Genomic DNA, 17,553 nt, shown 5'->3' on the forward strand with positions numbered 1-17,553 from the left:
CGGGTGCGTGTGCCCGGCGGCCCGATCCGTGGAGCGACCGCCGGGTGCGTGTGCCCGGCGGCCCGTTCGCGGAGCGCTACTTCGGTTGCGGCAGCAGGTCGGCCGGGACCGGCTCGTCCTTCTCCAGCGCGCCGAACAGGCGCAGCGCGTTGTCCCGGTCCCACTGCACGACCGAGCCCGCGCCCGGCACGGTCGGCGTGCCGCCCACCGGCACCGTCACCGTGTCCACTCCCCCGCCCATGGCGAACGCCATGCCCGCGAGGTGGTGCAGGTGGTCGTCGGAGTTCACCGAGATCGAGTCCGTGCCGGCGAACAGCAGCGGGAACGCCTTGAACGGGTTGGCCAGCGTGCCGAAGCTCGTCGCCTTGTCCGTCAGCGCGGCGAGGAACTTGCGCTGGTTCTCCACCCGCTGCAGGTCGGCCGTGGCGAACGCCCGCGAGCGGACGAAGCCCAGCGCCTGCGCGCCGTCGAGCTCCTGGCAGCCCGGCTGGAGGTCCAGACCCGCCAACGGGTCCTGCATCGGTTCCTCGATGCACATGTCCACGCCGCCGACCGCGTCCACGATCCCGGCGAAACCGCCGAAGCCGATCTCCATGTAGTGGTCGACGTGGATGCCCGTGGCGCCCTCCACGGTCTGCACCAGCAGCGACGGCCCGCCGAACGCGAACGCCGCGTTGATCTTGTTCTTGCCGTTGCCCGGGATGTCCACATAGGAGTCGCGAGGGACACTCACCAAAGTGGACTTCCCGGAACCTTCCGGGATGTGCAGCAGCATGATGGTGTCCGTGCGCCGACCGCCCGCGTCACCGGTGGACAGCGCGGCCTTCTGCTCCTCGGTCAGGTCGTCGCGCGCGTCCGACCCGACGAGCAGCCAGTTGGTGCCCGGCGTGTCGGCGGGCCTGCCCTCGTAGTCGGTCAGCGCGTCGATGCGGCGCAACGACCCGTCGACGTAGAACCACATGCCGACGCCGAGCGCCAGCAGCAGCACCAGGACCACCCCGATGATCCGCCCGATTCTCGGCTTGCGGCGTCGGGGCGCCGGACGTCGTCCGGCCTGCTGGTACGCGGCCTGCTGCCCGTACCCGCCCGGTGGCGGCCCGCCCTGTGGCCTGCGCTGCCGCGGTTGCCCGCCCTGTCGGTATCCGCCTTGCTGATACCCGCCCTGCTGGTATCCGGCGCTCATCAAGCGACCCCGTCCGTGTGTCGGTCACTGCTCGCACCTAAAGACGCGGTGCGCGGCAAGAGGTTGCCACCCTAGTGCCACGACCGGCGGCCTCCGCCCCGTGTTCCGGCGCTCGGACGGGTGCATCGCGGCGGAGGTCGTCGGTCGTGGCACTACCGGTCGGGCGGCAGCACGAGCGCGGCCAGCAGGCGGTCCAGCTCGGCCTCCGGGTCGTCGGTCAGGCCGGTGTGCGCGGGCGAGGTCTGGACGATGGTGCTGCGCGGCGCGGTCAGCCAGCGGAACCGCTGACCCGCTGTGGTGCGCGACACCGGACCCGCCGTAGGCACGCCGTCGCACGACAGCCCCAGGTGCTCCAGGGTGGCCCGCAACACCTCCACGTCCAGGAACGGGTCCAGCGCCAGCACCCGGCGCTCGTCGACGTGCACGCGGGCGCCGAGGAAGTCCAGGTCCTTGCAGTAGACGAGCACGCCGACGTTGACGAACTCGCCGCGCTCCTGCCTGGGCACGGCGCGCAGCAGCGCGTACTCAAACACGTGCGGCACGTGCGGCCTCCAGTGCGTCGACCCACGCCCGCGGCGCGGCCAGGCGGGCGGTGAAGAACGACTCGTACGCCTCGCGCACGGCGGCCGGTGTGCCGAACGCCTCGTCCTGCGCCAGCCACTCGTCGGGCACGAGCGCCAGCACCTCGCGCACCAGGTCGGGCGTGACGCGGGCGGTCAGCTCGGCGTCCACCTCGGCCAGGTCGCCCGCGAACGGCAGCATCAGGTGGTCGGCCGCGTCGAACCGGTAGGTGGCCGCCGGGAACCGCTCCGGCCGCCACGAGTGGTGGAAGTACAGCGACGCGCCGTGGTCGATCAGCCACAGTTCGCGGTGCCAGAGCAGCGTGTTCGGGTTGCGCCAGCTGCGGTCGACGTTGAGCGTGAGCGCGTCCAGCCACAGCAGCCGGGTCGCGGTCTCCCGGGACGGCTCGCGCACCACCGGGTTGTAGTCGAACGAGCCGGGCAGGTAGTCGAGCCCGAGGTTGAGCCCGCCGCTGGCCTTGAGCAGCTCCTGCACCTCCTGGTCCGGCTCGGCCCGGCCCAGCTCCGGGTCCAGGTCGACCAGCACGATCTCCGGCACCCGGAAGTCGAGGCGGCGGGCCAGCTCGCCGACCACGATCTCGGCGACGAGCGCTTTCACGCCCTGGCCCGCGCCGCGGAACTTGAGCACGTACATGCCCAGGTCGTCGGCCTCGACCAACCCCGGCAGGGAGCCGCCCTCCCGGAAGGGCGTGACGTAGCGGGTGGCCGCGACCTGGCGCAGCCCGTTCGAGTGGTTCACGGTGTTAGTTTGCCGCTGCTCCGCAGACGGCGGCGAGGTCGCCTGGAAGTCGACCGTTCGCGCCCCGATTTCCGACGATCGAAAAGCGTGATCGCCGGAAATGGGGACGCGAACGATCGACGCGACCTCGCGGGGCAGCCGGGCGGTGACCGCGTAGGGCAGTCGGGATCTTGCGGCAGCGGGCGATCTGGCAGGGGAAGCGGGCGATCTGGCGGGGGTGGCGGGCGATCTTGCCGGAGGAAGCGGGCGAGCTGGCGGGGGGGTGGCGGGCTGGTCAGGTGGCGGTGGTCGGGGTGTCCGCGCGGGTGGTGGCGTCGGTCAGGGCGGGGAGGTAGCCGGATTCCTGGCCTGCCCGGTTCGGGTGGTAGGAGCGGTCGACGGGGACCAGGACCAGGCCGTTCAGCCACGGTTCGTCGGCGCACACGCCGTGGTCGTCGAACCGCTCCCGCACGTCCGCGAACTCGAACCCGGCCGCCTTCGCCCGGTCGCCGGTCACCTCGGCCAGCACGTCCGCCGCCCGGTTCACCGCCGCCCGCTTCGGCCCGCTCATCAGGCACCACGTCTCGTGCGAGAACAGCCGCGGGTAGCCGAGCACCACGACCTCGGCCGACGCGGACCTCCGGTCGGCCACCACGCCGTACAGCGAGTCCAACCGGCCGGGCAGCTCGCCCCGGATGAACGCCTCGGCCACGTCGACCCGCTGCACGCACTCCTCGTCGTTGCCCAGGGTGCACGTCGTCATGACGTCGCCGAACCCGGCGTCGTTGCCGCCCGCGGTGATGGTGACGAGCGTGGCGCTCGGCGTGATCCGCTCCGCCTGCCCGGCCACCTGGTCCGTCTTGGCGCCCGCGCACGCGACGAACACCAGTGACGCGCCGTTGCGCTTCGCCCACAGGCTCGGGTACGCGTGCGGGCTCCGCCGGCAGTCGTCGGACGCCTCGCCGCCCGCGCCGAGGCCCGCCGCGTAGGAGTCACCCAACGCGACGAGCTCCGGCGCGACCGGTGCGGGTGTGATGGCCATCAGCAGCGCGATCGCGAGCATCTTCATGCACCGGTGCCTACCACTGTGGACAGTCCCGCCGGCGGAAGTTAACCCGTCGGGAGTTACCTCGTCAGGGCGACGCAGACCGGGATCGGCGCGGCGGACGTGCTCGTCAGCCGCAGCTTCCCGGTGCTCCGGTCCACCTCGAACGTGGTGATCGTGTCGGAGTTCTGGTTGGCCGCCAGCAGGAACCGGCCGGACGCGTCGAGCGCGATGTGCCGGGGGAACTTCCCGCCCACCGGCGTCGCCTCGACCAGCCGCAGCGCCGCGCCGCCGCGTTCCACCGCGAACACGGCCACGCTGTCGTGACCCCGGTTGGACAGGTAGGCGAACCGCCCGTCCGCCGACACCACGATCTCCGCCGGGTAGTTGCGCGGCGTGGTCGGCGCGCCGGCCGGCAGCGTGCTCACCTTCTGGCCCGGCGTGAGCACGCCCCGGTCGTAGCCCGCCACCACGATCGTGGAGTCGAGCTCGTTGGCGATGTAGGCGTGCTTGCCCGACGGGTGGAACGCCAGGTGCCGCGGCCCCGCGCCGGCGTGCACGCGCGCGGTGGCGGCCGGGGTCAGCTTGCCGTCACCGCTGAGGCGGTAGCTGTAGACCGAGTCGGTGCCCAGGTCGACCGCCAGCACGAACTCGCCCTTCGGGTCGGCCAGCACCTGGTGGGCGTGCGGCCCGTCCTGCCGGTCCGGGTCCGGTCCCGCGCCGGTGTGCACGACCAGGTCCGTGCGCTCGCCCAACCCGCCCCCGGGCAGCACGGGGTGCACGGCCACGCTGCCCGAGCTGTAGTTGGCCGACAGCAGGAAGCCCCGGTGCAGCGCCAGGTGGCACGGGTCCGCGCCGCCGGTGCTCCGGCTGCCGATCACCTTCGGCACGCCGTCCGGGCCGACCGCCAGCGCGGTCACCTCCCCGTCGGACTTCTCGTTGACCGCGTACACCCACCGGCCCGCGTCGATCACGAACGACGGGTTCGGCACGTCCGGCACCACGCCGGTGACGCGCAGCCTGCCCGTCGCCGGGTCGTACGCACCGAGCCCGAGGCCCGTGCCACCGCCCGCCCAGGACGTGTAGGTGCCCAGGTAGGCGCGGACCTCCTCCCGTGCCCCGGACTCGTCCGCTCGCGCGACACCCTCGGTCATCAGCAACCCCGTTCCCACGCCAACGGCCCCCAGGAACCGCCGCCTGTCCAGAACCACACCGAACCTCCGCTCGACCGCCCGCGGCGGCTCCCACAGTGGCCTGGACCACTGGGCACGAGCAAGAGGCGCGCCGAAGATCGCGACTAGCGCAGCGGGTCGGCTTCCCGGAGCCGTGCCAACTCGACGGCCGGATCGTACGAGGGTTCCGGGTAGGCGGGCGCCAGGCCGCGCAGCGCCTCCAGCAGCAGCCGCGCCACCACCCAGTTCCGGTACCACTTGCGGTCCGACGGCACGACGTGCCAGGGCGCGACCTTCGTCGAGCACTTGACCAGCGCGTCGGAGTAGGCTAACTGGTAGCGGGAGAACTTGGCCCGCACCTCCAGGTCGCCCGGGTTGTACTTCCAGCGCTTGAGCGGGTCCTCCAGCCGGGCGATGAGCCGTTCGCGCTGCCGTTCCGGCGAGATGTGCAGGAAGCACTTGACCGCGGTCACGCCCTGCTCCGCCAGCTCCGCCTCGAACGCGTTGATCTGCCGGTACCGGCGCCGCCACTCGGTCGACGGCACGAGGTTGTCCACCCGTGCGACCAGCACGTCCTCGTAGTGCGAGCGGTCGAACACGCCGATGTAGCCCGGCTGCGGCACCTGGCGGCGGATGCGCCACAGGAAGTCGTGCCGCAACTCGGTCCGGGTCGGCTTCTTGAACGACGCGATGTGCAGGCCCTGCGGGTTGACCAGGCCCGCGACGTGCCGGATCGTGCCGCCCTTGCCGGAGGTGTCCATGCCCTGGAGCACCAGCAGCACCCGCCGGCTGCCCCCGCCCGTGCCCTCCGCGTACAGCGCCTCCTGGAGCCGGTCCAGCTCGCGGCCGATCACCGCCATGTCCGCGGCGGCCTCCGTCTTCGACCGCGGCCCGACCGGCGTCGCGGCCGGGTCGACCTTGGCGAGGTCGAAGGCTTCCGGGTCCACCCGGAAGGCGTCTGATATCGACTGGACCTGCGCGGACTTGTCGGCCATCGTCGGAGGGTAACCCGCCGATCTTGGGCTTGCCGATCGCACAACGAATCGCCGACAAAACGTCCGATTGCGCAACGAACATGACGGATGCGCAACGCCTGACGGATGAATTCGCTGGCGCAGGCCCCTTAGTGTTGGTGACATGACCGCCATGGCCGCAGCTCTGAGCTCCCAGCACTTCATCTCGCTCGACGAGGAATGGAGCACGCACAACTACCACCCGCTGCCGGTCGTCATCTCGCACGGCGAAGGCGCGTGGGTCACCGACGTCGACGGACGCCGCTACCTGGACTTCCTGTCCGGCTACTCGTCGCTGAACTTCGGCCACCGCCACCCCGACCTGGTCGCCGCCGCGGTCGAGCAGCTCGGCCGGGTCACGCTGACCAGCCGCGCGTTCCACCACGACCAGTTCGGCCCGTTCTGCCGCGAGCTGGCCGAGCTGACCGGCACCGAGATGGTGCTGGCGATGAACTCCGGCGCGGAGGCCGTCGAGTCGGCGATCAAGGTCGCCCGCAAGTGGGCGTACCGGGTGAAGGGCGTGCCGGCCGGCACGGCCGAGATCGTGGTCGCCGGGTCGAACTTCCACGGCCGGACCACCACGATCGTCTCGTTCTCCACCGACGACACCGCGCGGGAGGACTTCGGGCCGTTCACGCCGGGCTTCAAGGTCGTCGAGTACGGCTCGCTGGAGGCGTTGCGCGACGCGATCACCGAGCGGACGGCGGCGGTGCTGCTGGAGCCGATCCAGGGCGAGGCGGGCGTGGTCGTGCCGCCGGCGGGCTACCTGGCGGGCGTGCGGGCGCTGTGCGACGAGCACCACGTGCTGATGATCGCGGACGAGATCCAGTCCGGCCTGGGCCGCACCGGCGAGCTGCTCGCGCTGGACCACGAGGGCGTGCGCGCCGACCTCTACACGCTGGGCAAGGCGCTGGGCGGCGGCATCATGCCGGTGTCGGCGGTGGTCGGCAGCCGCGCGGTGCTCGGCGTGCTGCGGCCCGGTGAGCACGGGTCGACGTTCGGCGGCAACCCGCTGGCGTGCGCGGTCGGGCGGGCCGTGGTGCGGCTGCTGGCGACCGGCGAGTTCCAGCAGCGGTCCCGCGAGCTGGGCGCCCACCTGCACGCGCGGCTGGGCGAGCTGGTCGGGCGCGGGGTGGCCGAGGTGCGCGGGCGCGGGCTGTGGGCGGGCGTCGAGATCGCGCCCGGCGGACCGCGCGGCCGTGCGGCGTCGGAGGCGCTGGCCCGGCTGGGCGTGCTGTGCAAGGAGACGCAGGACACGACCCTGCGCGTCGCTCCCCCGCTCGTCATCACGCGCGCGGAGCTGGACCGGGGCGTCGACGCCGTCGCCGAGGTTTTGGGCACTGTGTCCGATTGACCCGCTTCCGTTCCACACGGACCGACCACGGACCGTTACCGCAGGTCACAGACGTGTCGCGGCACACGTATCCCGTCGTGGCGTGACGCATCCTTACCCGCATGGGTGAACGCAAGCGGGCCGAGGCGGCCGTCGCGCTGGGGCAGTGGGTCGAACCGGAAGAGGTCCTGGCGCGCGGCCGCGAGCTGCGGGCGGCGGTGAGCCACCGGGCGCACCGCGAGCTGCGGCTCGCGCCGGACCGGCCGTCGGTGGTCGAGTTCGTGGACGCGTCGAACGAGGGCCGCCTGCCGGACCTCGTGCCGCTGCGGATCGGCCGGATGCTCGTCTCGCCGTTCGCGTTCTTCCGGGGCAGCGCCGGGCTGATGGCGGGCGACTTGGCCGTGGGCGCGCGCAGCGGGCTGGACGCCCAGCTGTGCGGTGACGCGCACGCGGCCAACTTCGGCCTCTACGGCACGCCCGAAGGCCGGATCGTGATGGACATCAACGACTTCGACGAGACGCTGCCCGGCCCGTGGGAGTGGGACCTGAAGCGGCTGGCGACCTCGCTGGTGCTGGCGGGCCGGGAGGGCGGCGTGTCGGAGAAGGGCTGCCGGGACGCGGCGTCCGACGCCGTGCGCGCCTACCGCGGTGCGGCGCGGCACCTGGCCGAGATCCCGTTCATGGAGTCGTGGAACGCGCTGGGCGACGAGTCGGCGTTGTCCAAGACGAAGGCCGACGACCTGCTGGACGACTTCACCAAGGCCGCGTCCAAGGCGCGCAAGAACACCAGCGCCCGGGTGGCGGCCAAGTGGACCCGGCGCGAGGGCGAGCACATCCGGTTCGTGCCGGACCCGCCCGTGCTGTCCCGGATCTCCGACGAGGTGGCGCGGTCCGTCGTGGACGCCCTGCCGTCCTATGTGGACACGCTGCGCGAGTCCCGGTACGAGCTGATCATGCGCTACAGCGTGTCGGACGTGGCGTTCCGCGTCGTCGGCACCGGCAGCGTGGGCCTGCGCAACTACCTGGTCCTGTTGCACGGCAACGGCGACGAGGCGCTCGTGCTGCAGGCGAAGGAGGCGCGACCGTCGGCGCTGGCGCCGTTCCTGGGCGCGCCGCCGGTCAAGCACGAGGGCAAGCGGATCGTGCACGGCGCGCGGCTCGTGCAGGCGGAGACCGACATCCTGCTCGGCTGGACCACGATCGAGGGCCGGGACTACATCGTCCGGCAGTTCCGCAACCGCAAGGGCGAGATCGACGCGACCACGTTGAAGCGGGACGACCTGGACGACTACGGCCGGCTCGCGGGCGCGCTGCTGGCCCGCGCGCACAGCCGGTCGGTCGACCCGCGGCTGCTGGCGGGGTACTGCGCGGGCGGCGAGGAGCTGGACGAGGCGATCGCCAGGTACGCGCTGGACTACGCCGACCGGACGTGCGCCGACCACGAGGAGCTGGTCGCGGCGGTCAGGTCCGGCCGGCTGCCCGCCGACCGCGGATGACCTGCCGGGCCACCTCCACGTCCACGCGCGGAGTCCAGCCGCGCCCGGGTCGACGCCAGGGAGTGCCGAGGCGGCGACGGAGCGCTAGGTTGGCTCAGGTGGACTCCCTTGGGGTGGACTGGATCGGGCTGATCAGGCACGGCGAGAGCACCGGCAACGTGGCGAGCGAGGCCGCGGAGTCGGCCGGTCACGAGGTCGTGGACCTCCTCGATCGCGACGCGGACGTGCCGCTGTCGGACCAGGGCGAGCGGCAGGGCCGGGCGCTGGGCCGGTGGTTCGCCGCCCTGCCGCGCGAGGAGTGGCCGGACCTGGTGGTCTGCTCGCCGTACCGGCGGGCCATCGACACCGCGCGGCTCACCGTGAGCGGGCGACCGCGGTCACGGGTCGACGAACGGCTGCGCGACCGCGAGCTGGGCGTGCTGGACCTGCTGACCAGCCACGGCGTGGCGGCGCGGTACCCGGAGGAACGGGCGCGCGAGCGGCGGCTCGGCAAGTTCTACTACCGGCCGCCGGGCGGTGAGTCGTGGGCGGACGTGGCGCTGCGGCTGCGGTCGCTGCTGCGCGACCTCGACGGGCGGCGCGTGCTGCTGTTCGGGCACGAGCTGCAGGCGTTCCTGCTGCGCTACCTGCTGGAGTGCCTGCCCGAACCCGACCTCGCCGCGTTCGCGCGCAACACCGTCGTGCCCAACGCCTCGCTGACGTCGTGGCGGCGTGAAGAGGGGCTGTGGGTGCTGGAACGCGAGTTCGAGACCGGTCACCTGGTCGAGCGGGGCGTCGAGCCGACGGAGTCCGAGGACGCGTCGACCCGCACGCCGGAGCCGAGCGCCCGCTAGCCCCGGAACGTCCGCACGACCAGGTGCGTGGTGGCCGCGACGACCAGCGCGCCGGTGACCACGTGCGCCGCCACCAACGGCGCCGGCAGCGCCAACGCCTCCTGCACCGAGCCGATCACGCCTTGGACGACCGACAGCGCGAGCGCGGCGAACGCGGCCGCGGTGCGCAGCACGATCGCCGCACCGAGCTGGAGGCCGACCAGCACCACGACCGCCACCGCGTGCCACGCGGCCACCTCGGCGAGGTCGTAGCCGAACCGGCGCGCGTCCTCGTCACCGCCGTGCGGACCGCTGCCGGTGACCAGGACGCCCAGCACGACCACGGCGGTCAGCGCCACGGGCATCGCCCTCATGCCGTACCGGAGCCGGAAGTCGGCCGGCGCGGTCGGCACCGCGTCGGGCCTGCCGAGCCGGTCGACCAGCACGACGAGCGCGGCGACCAGCACCATGCTGACCAGGAAGTGGACCGCGACGATCTCGGGCGCGAGGGCGCGGCGCACGCTGAGGCCGCCGATCAGGCCTTGCAGACCCACGCCGACCAGCACGCCGACGGCCAGCGGCAGCGTCTTCGGCGGACGGGCGCGGTGCCGGGCGACCGCCACCACCAGGACCAGCACGACGAGCCCGACGACGACGCCGAGCACCTGTGTTGGAGTGCGCCGCCTCCGGCGTCGCGGGCTCGGTCGCCTGGAAGTCGGTCGTTCGCGCCCTGATTTCCCGACGATCGAAAAGCGTGATCCCCGGCAAATGAGGACGCGAACGACCGACGCGCCCTCGCGTGGTGGTCCGCCGGCGATGCGTCGGAAAGCTGCCAGACCCGGCCGCACCGCCCAGGCAGCCCGGATCGCGCTACCGGGCGCGCTTGACCCGCGTCTCGTCCCACACCGGCTCGTCCACCTCGACGACCTCGCCGTCGGACCGGAACAGCAGGAACCGGTCGAAACCGCGGGCGAACCAGCGGTCGTGCGTGACCGCGACGACCGTGCCGGTGAAGCCTTCCAGGGCGTTCTGCAACGCCTCGGCCGAGTTCAGGTCGAGGTTGTCGGTCGGCTCGTCCAGCAGCAGCAGCGTGGCGCCGGACAGCTCCAGCAACAACACCTGGAACCGCGCCTGCTGGCCGCCGGAGAGCGTCTCGAACCGCTGGTCGCCCTGCTTGCCGAGGCCGTAGCGGCTCAGCACGGCCATCGCCGCGCCCCGGTCGAGCCCCTTGCGGCCGCCCTCGCCGTGCCACAGGACGTCGACCAGCGTGCGGCCGATCCACTCCGGGTGCTGGTGGGTCTGCGCGAACAGGCCCGGCACCACCCGCGCCCCGAGGCGGCACACACCCGTGTGCGCGACGTCGCCGCCACCGAGCAGCCGCAGGAAGTGGCTCTTGCCCGACCCGTTCGAGCCGAGCACGGCCACGCGGTCGGAGAAGAAGACCTCCGTGCTGAACGGCTTCATCAACCCGGTCAGCTCGAGGTCCTCCACGGTGATGGCGCGCACGCCGGTGCGGCCGCCGCGCAGGCGGGGCGTCACCTTCTCGTCCGTCGGCAGCTCCGGCGGCGGACCCGCCTCCTCGAACTTCTCCAGCTTGGCCCGCATGACCCGGTACTTCGCCGCCATCACCTCGCTGATCCTGGCCTGGATCTGGAGCGTGCGGACGAGCTCCTTGAGGTGGTCGTGCTCCTCGTCCCACCGCCGGTGCAGCTCGGCGAGCCGGTCGATGCGGGCCGCGCGGGCGCCGTGCCAGGTGCCGAACGAGCCCGCGTGCGTCCACGCCGAGTGCGCCTCCACCGTCACGACGTGCGTCGCGGCGACGTCGAGCAGCTCCCGGTCGTGGCTGACCAGCAGCACGGCCTTGCCGGTCTCGCGCAGCCGGTCCTCCAGCCAGCGCTTGCCGGGCACGTCGAGGTAGTTGTCCGGCTCGTCGAGCAGCAGCACCTGCTCCGGGCCGCGCAGCAGCGCTTCGAGCACCAGCCGCTTCTGCTCGCCGCCGGACAGCGTGCGGACCTCGCGGAACCGGGCCCGGTCGAATGGCACGCCGAGCGCGGCGACCGTGACGGTGTCCCACAGCACCTCGGCGTCGTAGCCGCCGACCTCGCCCCACGCGGTGATCGCGTCGGCGTAGCGCATCTGGGTCGGCTCGTCGTCGGTCTCCATGAGCTGGAGCTCGACCTCGTCGAGCGCCTTCGCGGCGGCGCGCAGCGACGCGGGCGACGCGGCCAGCAGCAGGTCGCGGACGGTGCTTCCGTCCCGGACCGAGCCGACGAACTGCGGCATCACGCCGAGGCCGCCCTGCACGCGGACGCTGCCCGCGGTGGGCGTCAGCTCGTTCGACAGAATCCTCAGCAGGGTCGTCTTGCCGACGCCGTTCGCGCCGACCAGGGCGACCACGCTGTTCGTGCCGACCTTGAACGACACGTCGCGGAACAGCTCGCGGCCGTCGGGCAGGCGGAAGGCGAGGCCGTTCGCGTCCAGGTATCCCACCCGCGCATGGTCGGCCATGGCCACCGCGGAGGGCCAGCGGATTAGGCCGGATCCGCGAAGTGTGACGCACCTCCCCGACCACCGGGGTCGGTCGACGGGCGTGATCGGGCGCGGCGCGACTGCGCGATGAGCTGGTGGGCGCCGGCCCGCTCGTGCGGGACCGCGGGGCGGTCCCGGCTCACCGCCAGGTGTAGCCGCGCATCAGCATCAGCAGCGCGCCGAACCCCAGCGACGCCAGGGCGGGGCCGAACGCCCCGAGGAACAGCAGCAGCACACCCAGACCACCGAACGTGGCCACGAGGGCGTAGCTGAGCACGGGGTGCCGGGGTTTGCCGGCGACGAGCGCCGAGGCCAGGCCCGGCTCCTCGTCCGCGAGTCTGCTCTCGATCTCACTGAGGGTGCGGCGTTCCGCTTCGCTCATCACGGCCGAGGGATACCCGGCGCCCCACCCGCAAAACCACCCCGAACGGGGGCCTGAGCAGGCAAGATCAGCGCGACAGGGCTACAAGCCGCGATACCGCCCGCAGGTACTTCTTGCGGTAGCCGCCGCGCAGCATTTCGGCGGTGAAGAGCTCCGAGAGCGGCTCGCCGGACACCGCCACCGGGATGTCCCGGTCGTAGAGGCGGTCGCCGAGCGCCACGAGCCTCAGCGCCACCGCCTGGTCGGGCGCGGGCCGGACGTGGCGCAGGTGCACCGCGGTCACCCCGTCCACCAGCCGGCCGTAGCTCGACGGGTGGATCCGGGCCAGCGCGGCGCACAGGTCGGCGAAGTCGTCCAACGTGCTGCCGGGCGTGCTCACGGCCTTGGCCACGAGGTCCTCGTCGGCCATCGGCGGCGGCGCGTCGGGCAGGCCGCGGTGGCGGTAGTCGGGGCCGTCGACCCTGACCACGGTGAACTTCGCCGACATCGACTGGATCTCGCGCAGGAAGTCGGCGGCGGCGAACCGGCCCTCCCCCAGCTTGTCCGGCAGCGTGTTCGACGTGGCCGCGACCGACACGCCCGCCGCGGTCAGCTCCTTGATCAGGCGGGTGACCAGCATCGTGTCGCCCGGGTCGTCCAGCTCGAACTCGTCGATCGCGAGCAGCTTGTGTGCGGACAGCCGGCGGACGGTCTCGCCGAAGCCCAGCGCGCCGACCAGGTTGGTCAGCTCGACGAACGTGCCGTAGGCCTTGGGACCGGGCACGGCGTGCCAGACCGAGGCCAGCAGGTGGGTCTTGCCGACGCCGAACCCGCCGTCGAGGTAGAGCCCGGGCTTGGCGTCCTCGGCGCCCGACCGCTTGAACAGCCGGCCGAACACGCCCCGGCCGCCGCCCTCGGACACGCGTTCGGCGAACTCACGGCCGGCCCGCACCGCCGCGGCCTGGCTCGGCTCGTCCGGGTTGGGCAGGTAGGTGGCGAAGCGGACCGCGTCGAAGCGGGGCGGCGGGACCATCGCGTCCACCAGCTCGTCCGCGGCGACGTGCGGGGTGCGGTCGGACAGGCGCGGCGGGGCGGACATGACCGGATCGTAACGGCGTGCTGGGATGTGGCGGTGCGGATGTTGTGGCCACCACGTGACGGCGAGATCACCGACGACGAGCTCGAACGGCTCTACGACTACCCCGACGGGCTCGACCGGCCGTGGGTGCAGGTGAACTTCGTGTCCAGCGTGGACGGTGCGGTGTCGGTGGCCGGGCGGTCCGAGGGGCTGGGCAACGACGCCGACCGAAAGGTCTTCATGCTGGGCCGCGACCTGTGCGACGTGGTGCTCGTCGGCGCGGGCACGGCCCTGGTCGAGGGCTACCACGGGGTCAAGGCGGGCGAGGTGCGCGCGTCCCGGCGGGCCAGGCTGGGCCTCGCGCCCGTGCCGCCGGTCGCCGTGGTGACGGGGCGGTGCTCGATCGAGCCGACGTCCACGCTGCTGACCAGCACGACCGTGCCGCCGATCATCCTGACCACGCGGGCCGCGCCCCGGGAGCGGCGTGACGCGCTGGCCGCGGCGGGCGCCGACGTGGTCGTCGCCGGCGAGGAGACCGTGGCCATGGACCTGGCGCTGGCGGCCCTGCGCGAGCGCGGCCTGCACCGGGTCGACTGCGAGGGCGGGCCGAAGGTGTTCGGCGCGTTGATCGACGCGGACCTGGTCGACGTGCTGTGCGTGACGTTCTCCCCGCTGCTCGCGGGAGGTGACGCGGGTCGGATCTCGAACGGTCCGCTGCCGCCGGCGCCCCGGTCGCTGGAGCTGGCGTCGGTGCTGCACCACGACAGCGCCCTCCTCCTGCGGTACCGCAAGGTGACGCCTGATCCGGTGACGTCCGGCCCGTCCACGCCCTGATCCGGATACGGTCCGCTCCCGAACGTGCACGCACCGATTCGGAGGGACCGCCGTGGCCCAGAGCACCGCCGTCAAGCCGGAGACCGGCACCGCGCCGCGTGCGGCCGACGACACCGAGCAGGGCAGGACCACGATCGCGTCGTCGGTCGTGCAGAAGGTCGCGGGCATCGCGGCCCGGGAGATCTCCGGCGTGCACGCCGTCGGCGGCGGGGTGTCGCGGGCGTTCGGCGCGTTGCGCGAGCGCATCCCGGGCGCGGGCACCGTGAACACCGCCGGCGTGGCCGTCGAGGTGGGCGAGAAGCAGGCCGCGGTCGACCTGGACATCATCGTCGAGTACGGCGTGAGCATCGTCGACCTCGCGCGGGCGGTGCGGCGCAACGTGATCGGCCAGGTCGAGCGGATGACCGGGCTCGAGGTCATCGAGGTCAACATCGCGGTCAACGACATCCACCTGCCCGAGGAGGACGAGGAGACCACGCCGACCACGGGGTCCCGGGTCGAGTGACGGACGTGGCGGAGGACGTCGAGGCGGCGGTGCTGGCCCACCCGGAGGTGGCGCGGCTGGACGGCGCGTTCGCCTCCTACCTGCCGGGACGGCGCGTGCTCGGCGTCCGGGTCGGCGCGCGGGTCGAGGTGGCGGTGGTGCTGCGGACCGACCGGCCGATCGGCGAGGTGGTGCCGGAGCTGCGGGCGCGGGTGACGCGGGTGGCGGGCGCCGCGCCCGTGGACGTCGTCGTGGCCGATCTGGAGTGGGAGAGCTGATGAGCGCGACGCAGACGGGTCTGCTCGCGGGCCTGGTCCTCGGGCTGGCCGCGACCAGCGGTTTCACCGCCTTCCTGGTGACCCTGGCGGTCGGGGTGATCGGCCTGGTCGTGGGCCGGGTCCTCGACGGCGAGCTCGACCTCGGCGACCTGCTCGGCCGGGGCCGCGACAAGTGACCGACGCGGAGGGCTCGCTCGAGATTCACCCGACCGTGGTGCGGAAGGTCGCGGCGCACGCCGTCCGGCTCGTGCCCGGCGCCGAGCCGAGCGCGGTGGTGAAGGTCGACGAGGTGGAGGGTGACCTGGACCTCGCGGTGAAGCTGGCGTTGCGCTACCCGGCGCCCGTGCGCACGGCCGCCGCGGACGTGCGGCGGCGCGTCACCGAGGAGGTCGAGCGGATCACCGGCTACCGGGTCCGCTCGGTGGCGCTGACGGTGTCCGCGCTGCGCGCCGAGACCCGGCCGCGGGTGGTGTAGGTGCGGGTCCTGCTGCGGGTGCTGTCGCCGTTGCTCGGGTCGGCGCTGGCGGCGGCCGGCGCGCTGCTGGTCGTCGCGGTCGCCCGGCACTGGTCCGGGCACGGGTGGCCGACGTGGCCGGACTGGTCCTGGGTGGACCGACCGGTGCTCGTGACCGGCGCGTGCGTGGCCGCCGGAGGGCTGTTCCTGCTGGTCGTGGCGTCACGGGCGGGGGTGTCGCAGGTGCCGCTGGACGACCCGGCCGACGGCGTGCGGGTGGTGACCACGCCCGCGTCGCTGGCCCGCGTGGTCGGGCACCGGGTGCGGGCGGAGGACGGGGTGGTGGACGTGTCGGTCACCGCGTCGCGGCGCAAGGTGCGGGTCCGCGCGACCAGCCGCCTGCACGACGAGGCGTCGTTGCGGCCGCGGCTGCTGGAGGTGGCCCGGGCCGCGGTGGACGACCTGCCGATGCCCGTGCGGCCGAAGGTGTCGGTCATCGTCATCTCGCCGAAGGACCGACCGTGAACCGCTCGAACCGCGCCGAACGCGTGCTGGCCGCCGTGCTCGGCGTGCTCGCCCTGCTGGTCGGCGGCGCCGCCGTCGTGCTGCACCGCTTCGCCGTCGACCGGCCGGTGCTGGACCCCTTGGTGCTCGACTGGGCCCGGCGGCACCTGCTGCCCGTCCGGCTCGGGCTGATCGCGCTCGGCCTGCTCGCGGTGGTGCTCGGGCTGTGGTGGGCGTGGCGCGCGGTCCGCCCCGAACGGCACCCCGACCTGCTCCTGGACGACGTGGTCGTCACCGCCAAGGCGCTGGCGGCGGCGGTGCGCGGGGACGCCGAGCAGGTGCACGGCGTGGCCGGCGCGAAGGTGGCCGTGGTGGGCGGGCGCGCGTTGCGGCTGCGGTTGACGCTGCGGCACGGCGCGGACGTGCGCCGGGTGTGGCGGGAGTTGGACGGTCGGGTGCTGTCGCGGGCCCGCGCCGCGCTCGGCGTCGAGGTCCTCCCGACCGCGGTGCGCCTCGATCTGGCGAAGAGGCAGCGCCAACGCGTGCGCCGGGCCCGGTCACCCGGCAGGATGGCCGCGTGGCGCTCCCGTTGACCCCTCCCGTGCAGCCGATGCTGGCCACCTCGGTGGACGAGATCCCGACCGGCTCGGACCTCGTGTTCGAGCCCAAGTGGGACGGCTACCGCTGCCTGGTGTTCCGCGACGGCGACGAGGTGTTCCTCCAGTCCCGCAGCGGCAAGCCGCTCAACCGGTACTTCCCGGAGGCGGAGGCCGCGCTGCGGCGCACGCTGCCGCCGCGGATCGTCGTCGACGGCGAGCTCGTCGTGGCCAAGGACGACAAGCTGGACTTCGACGCGCTGTCCGAGCGGATCCACCCGGCGGAGAGCCGCGTGCGGCTGCTGGCGGAGCGGACGCCGGCGAGCTTCGTGGCGTTCGACCTGCTGGCCCTGGGCGACGAGCTGCTGCTGGAGCGGCCGTGCACGGAGCGCCGGTCCGCGCTGGAGGGGCTGATCACGCCCGGCGACGGCCTCTACCTCACGCCCGCGACCACCGACGGCGACCTGGCCGCGCAGTGGTTCGAGCTGTTCGAGGGCGCGGGCCTGGACGGCGTCATCGGCAAGCCCGCCGCCGGCGAGTACACGCCGGGCAAGCGCACCATGATCAAGGTCAAGCACGCCCGCACCGCCGAGTGCGTGGTGGCCGGGCTGCGCTGGCACAAGGACACCGAGCCGGGCACGGCGGTCGGTTCGCTGCTGCTCGGCCTGCACGACGACGCGGGCGTCCTGCACCACGTCGGCGTCGTCGGCTCGTTCAAGGCGGCCGAGCGGCGGGCGTTGGCCGAGGAGTTCAAGGACCTCATCACGACCGACGAGCACCCGTGGCTGGTGGAGCCGGACGGCCGCCGGCTGCCCGGCGAGATCAACCGGTGGCGGGGCAAGCACGCCGACTGGGTGCCGTTGCGGCCCGAGCGGGTGCTGGAGATCGCGTACTCGCAGACCGAGGGCGGCGCGCCCGCCCGGCTGCGGCACAACGGCCAGTTCCGCCGCTGGCGGCCCGACCGCGACCCGGCGTCGTGCGGCTACGACCAGCTCGAGCAGCCCGCGCGCTACGACGTGGAATCGGTGCTGCGAGGCGAAGTTCGCCCCGCGTGACCGCTCGGGTGAGTACCGTGGTCGGCT

The 17,553-nt window shown here is 73.3% G+C and carries 21 protein-coding genes; 11 read left to right on the forward strand and 10 right to left on the reverse strand.

What is annotated here, in order from left to right:
* Positions 1 to 76: 76 nt before the first annotated feature.
* The 6 genes from ABTZ99_RS05970 to ABTZ99_RS05995 all read right to left on the reverse strand — a co-directional run bounded on the left by ABTZ99_RS05970 (position 77) and on the right by ABTZ99_RS05995 (position 5,694).
* Entirely contained in the window at positions 77 to 1,183 is a 1,107-nt protein-coding gene (locus ABTZ99_RS05970; protein WP_498782130.1) for an LCP family protein, read from the reverse strand.
* Positions 1,184 to 1,335: 152 nt separating this feature from the next.
* On the reverse strand, positions 1,336 to 1,725 hold the full coding sequence (locus ABTZ99_RS05975) for a DUF3037 domain-containing protein (protein WP_498782128.1): 390 nt from the start codon (positions 1,723 to 1,725) through the stop codon (positions 1,336 to 1,338).
* On the reverse strand, positions 1,709 to 2,503 hold the full coding sequence (locus ABTZ99_RS05980; RefSeq protein ID WP_498782126.1) for a HipA family kinase: 795 nt from the start codon (positions 2,501 to 2,503) through the stop codon (positions 1,709 to 1,711). Before ABTZ99_RS05980 ends, ABTZ99_RS05975 begins: the two co-directional genes overlap by 17 nt.
* 274 nt (positions 2,504 to 2,777) lie before the next feature.
* Positions 2,778 to 3,551, reverse strand: coding sequence for an SGNH/GDSL hydrolase family protein (locus ABTZ99_RS05985; RefSeq protein WP_498782124.1), 774 nt, complete (start codon positions 3,549 to 3,551; stop codon positions 2,778 to 2,780).
* Positions 3,552 to 3,607: 56 nt separating this feature from the next.
* On the reverse strand, positions 3,608 to 4,681 hold the full coding sequence (locus tag ABTZ99_RS05990; RefSeq protein ID WP_499608527.1) for a lactonase family protein: 1,074 nt from the start codon (positions 4,679 to 4,681) through the stop codon (positions 3,608 to 3,610).
* A 143-nt stretch (positions 4,682 to 4,824) separates the two neighbouring features.
* Entirely contained in the window at positions 4,825 to 5,694 is an 870-nt protein-coding gene (locus tag ABTZ99_RS05995; protein WP_499608530.1) for a PPK2 family polyphosphate kinase, read from the reverse strand.
* Positions 5,695 to 5,836: 142 nt separating this feature from the next.
* On the opposite strand from ABTZ99_RS05995, the gene rocD reads away from it, so the two are divergent.
* The 3 genes from rocD (at position 5,837) to ABTZ99_RS06010 (ending at position 9,374) form a co-directional block, all read left to right on the forward strand.
* The gene (gene rocD / locus ABTZ99_RS06000) at positions 5,837 to 7,066 is read left to right on the forward strand and encodes an ornithine--oxo-acid transaminase (protein WP_498782118.1); all 1,230 of its coding nucleotides are present in this window, start codon (positions 5,837 to 5,839) and stop codon (positions 7,064 to 7,066) included.
* Between the two features lie 101 nt (positions 7,067 to 7,167).
* Positions 7,168 to 8,541 (forward strand): DUF2252 domain-containing protein, encoded by a 1,374-nt coding sequence (locus ABTZ99_RS06005; protein ID WP_498782116.1) that lies wholly within the window; start codon positions 7,168 to 7,170, stop codon positions 8,539 to 8,541.
* Between the two features lie 98 nt (positions 8,542 to 8,639).
* Positions 8,640 to 9,374, forward strand: a complete 735-nt coding sequence (locus ABTZ99_RS06010; RefSeq protein WP_498782114.1) for a histidine phosphatase family protein — start codon at positions 8,640 to 8,642, stop codon at positions 9,372 to 9,374.
* Here ABTZ99_RS06010 and ABTZ99_RS06015 read toward each other — a convergent pair.
* From ABTZ99_RS06015 to zapE, 4 genes are all read right to left on the reverse strand, one after another.
* Positions 9,371 to 10,018 carry a COX15/CtaA family protein gene (locus ABTZ99_RS06015; protein WP_499608533.1) on the reverse strand — a complete coding sequence of 216 codons (648 nt, stop codon included), beginning with the start codon at positions 10,016 to 10,018 and terminating at the stop codon, positions 9,371 to 9,373. The genes ABTZ99_RS06010 and ABTZ99_RS06015 overlap by 4 nt on opposite strands.
* 205 nt (positions 10,019 to 10,223) lie before the next feature.
* Positions 10,224 to 11,843: an ABC-F family ATP-binding cassette domain-containing protein gene (locus ABTZ99_RS06020; protein ID WP_499608537.1), complete on the reverse strand. Its 1,620-nt coding sequence runs from the start codon at positions 11,841 to 11,843 to the stop codon at positions 10,224 to 10,226.
* A 178-nt stretch (positions 11,844 to 12,021) separates the two neighbouring features.
* Positions 12,022 to 12,264, reverse strand: coding sequence for a DUF3040 domain-containing protein (locus ABTZ99_RS06025; RefSeq protein ID WP_106618954.1), 243 nt, complete (start codon positions 12,262 to 12,264; stop codon positions 12,022 to 12,024).
* 67 nt (positions 12,265 to 12,331) lie between these two features.
* Positions 12,332 to 13,342 (reverse strand): cell division protein ZapE, encoded by a 1,011-nt coding sequence (gene zapE / locus ABTZ99_RS06030; RefSeq protein WP_498782674.1) that lies wholly within the window; start codon positions 13,340 to 13,342, stop codon positions 12,332 to 12,334.
* Positions 13,343 to 13,381: 39 nt separating this feature from the next.
* Between zapE and ABTZ99_RS06035 the strand changes: the two genes are divergently transcribed.
* The 8 genes from ABTZ99_RS06035 to ABTZ99_RS06070 are packed head-to-tail and all read left to right on the forward strand — an operon-like array spanning position 13,382 to position 17,526.
* Positions 13,382 to 14,155 (forward strand): pyrimidine reductase family protein, encoded by a 774-nt coding sequence (locus ABTZ99_RS06035; protein WP_499608621.1) that lies wholly within the window; start codon positions 13,382 to 13,384, stop codon positions 14,153 to 14,155.
* A 52-nt stretch (positions 14,156 to 14,207) separates the two neighbouring features.
* Positions 14,208 to 14,660, forward strand: a complete 453-nt coding sequence (locus tag ABTZ99_RS06040) for an Asp23/Gls24 family envelope stress response protein (protein WP_498782676.1) — start codon at positions 14,208 to 14,210, stop codon at positions 14,658 to 14,660.
* Positions 14,657 to 14,917 (forward strand): hypothetical protein, encoded by a 261-nt coding sequence (locus ABTZ99_RS06045; RefSeq protein ID WP_499608539.1) that lies wholly within the window; start codon positions 14,657 to 14,659, stop codon positions 14,915 to 14,917. The genes ABTZ99_RS06040 and ABTZ99_RS06045 overlap by 4 nt, the downstream gene beginning before the upstream one ends.
* The gene (locus ABTZ99_RS06050) at positions 14,917 to 15,093 is read left to right on the forward strand and encodes a hypothetical protein (protein ID WP_498782680.1); all 177 of its coding nucleotides are present in this window, start codon (positions 14,917 to 14,919) and stop codon (positions 15,091 to 15,093) included. The genes ABTZ99_RS06045 and ABTZ99_RS06050 overlap by 1 nt, the downstream gene beginning before the upstream one ends.
* 38 nt (positions 15,094 to 15,131) lie before the next feature.
* Positions 15,132 to 15,392: an Asp23/Gls24 family envelope stress response protein gene (locus tag ABTZ99_RS06055; protein WP_498782682.1), complete on the forward strand. Its 261-nt coding sequence runs from the start codon at positions 15,132 to 15,134 to the stop codon at positions 15,390 to 15,392.
* Positions 15,393 to 15,896 carry a DUF6286 domain-containing protein gene (locus tag ABTZ99_RS06060; protein WP_498782684.1) on the forward strand — a complete coding sequence of 168 codons (504 nt, stop codon included), beginning with the start codon at positions 15,393 to 15,395 and terminating at the stop codon, positions 15,894 to 15,896. It begins immediately after the preceding gene.
* The gene (locus ABTZ99_RS06065; protein WP_499608543.1) at positions 15,893 to 16,468 is read left to right on the forward strand and encodes an alkaline shock response membrane anchor protein AmaP; all 576 of its coding nucleotides are present in this window, start codon (positions 15,893 to 15,895) and stop codon (positions 16,466 to 16,468) included. The genes ABTZ99_RS06060 and ABTZ99_RS06065 overlap by 4 nt, the downstream gene beginning before the upstream one ends.
* A complete protein-coding gene (locus tag ABTZ99_RS06070; protein ID WP_498782688.1) occupies positions 16,453 to 17,526 on the forward strand; it encodes an ATP-dependent DNA ligase in 1,074 nt (357 codons plus the stop codon). Before ABTZ99_RS06065 ends, ABTZ99_RS06070 begins: the two co-directional genes overlap by 16 nt.
* The last annotated feature ends 27 nt before the right edge of the window (positions 17,527 to 17,553 follow it).

The sequence above is a fragment of the Actinosynnema sp. NPDC002837 genome, from assembly GCF_040295345.1.
Classification (GTDB): domain Bacteria; phylum Actinomycetota; class Actinomycetes; order Mycobacteriales; family Pseudonocardiaceae; genus Actinosynnema.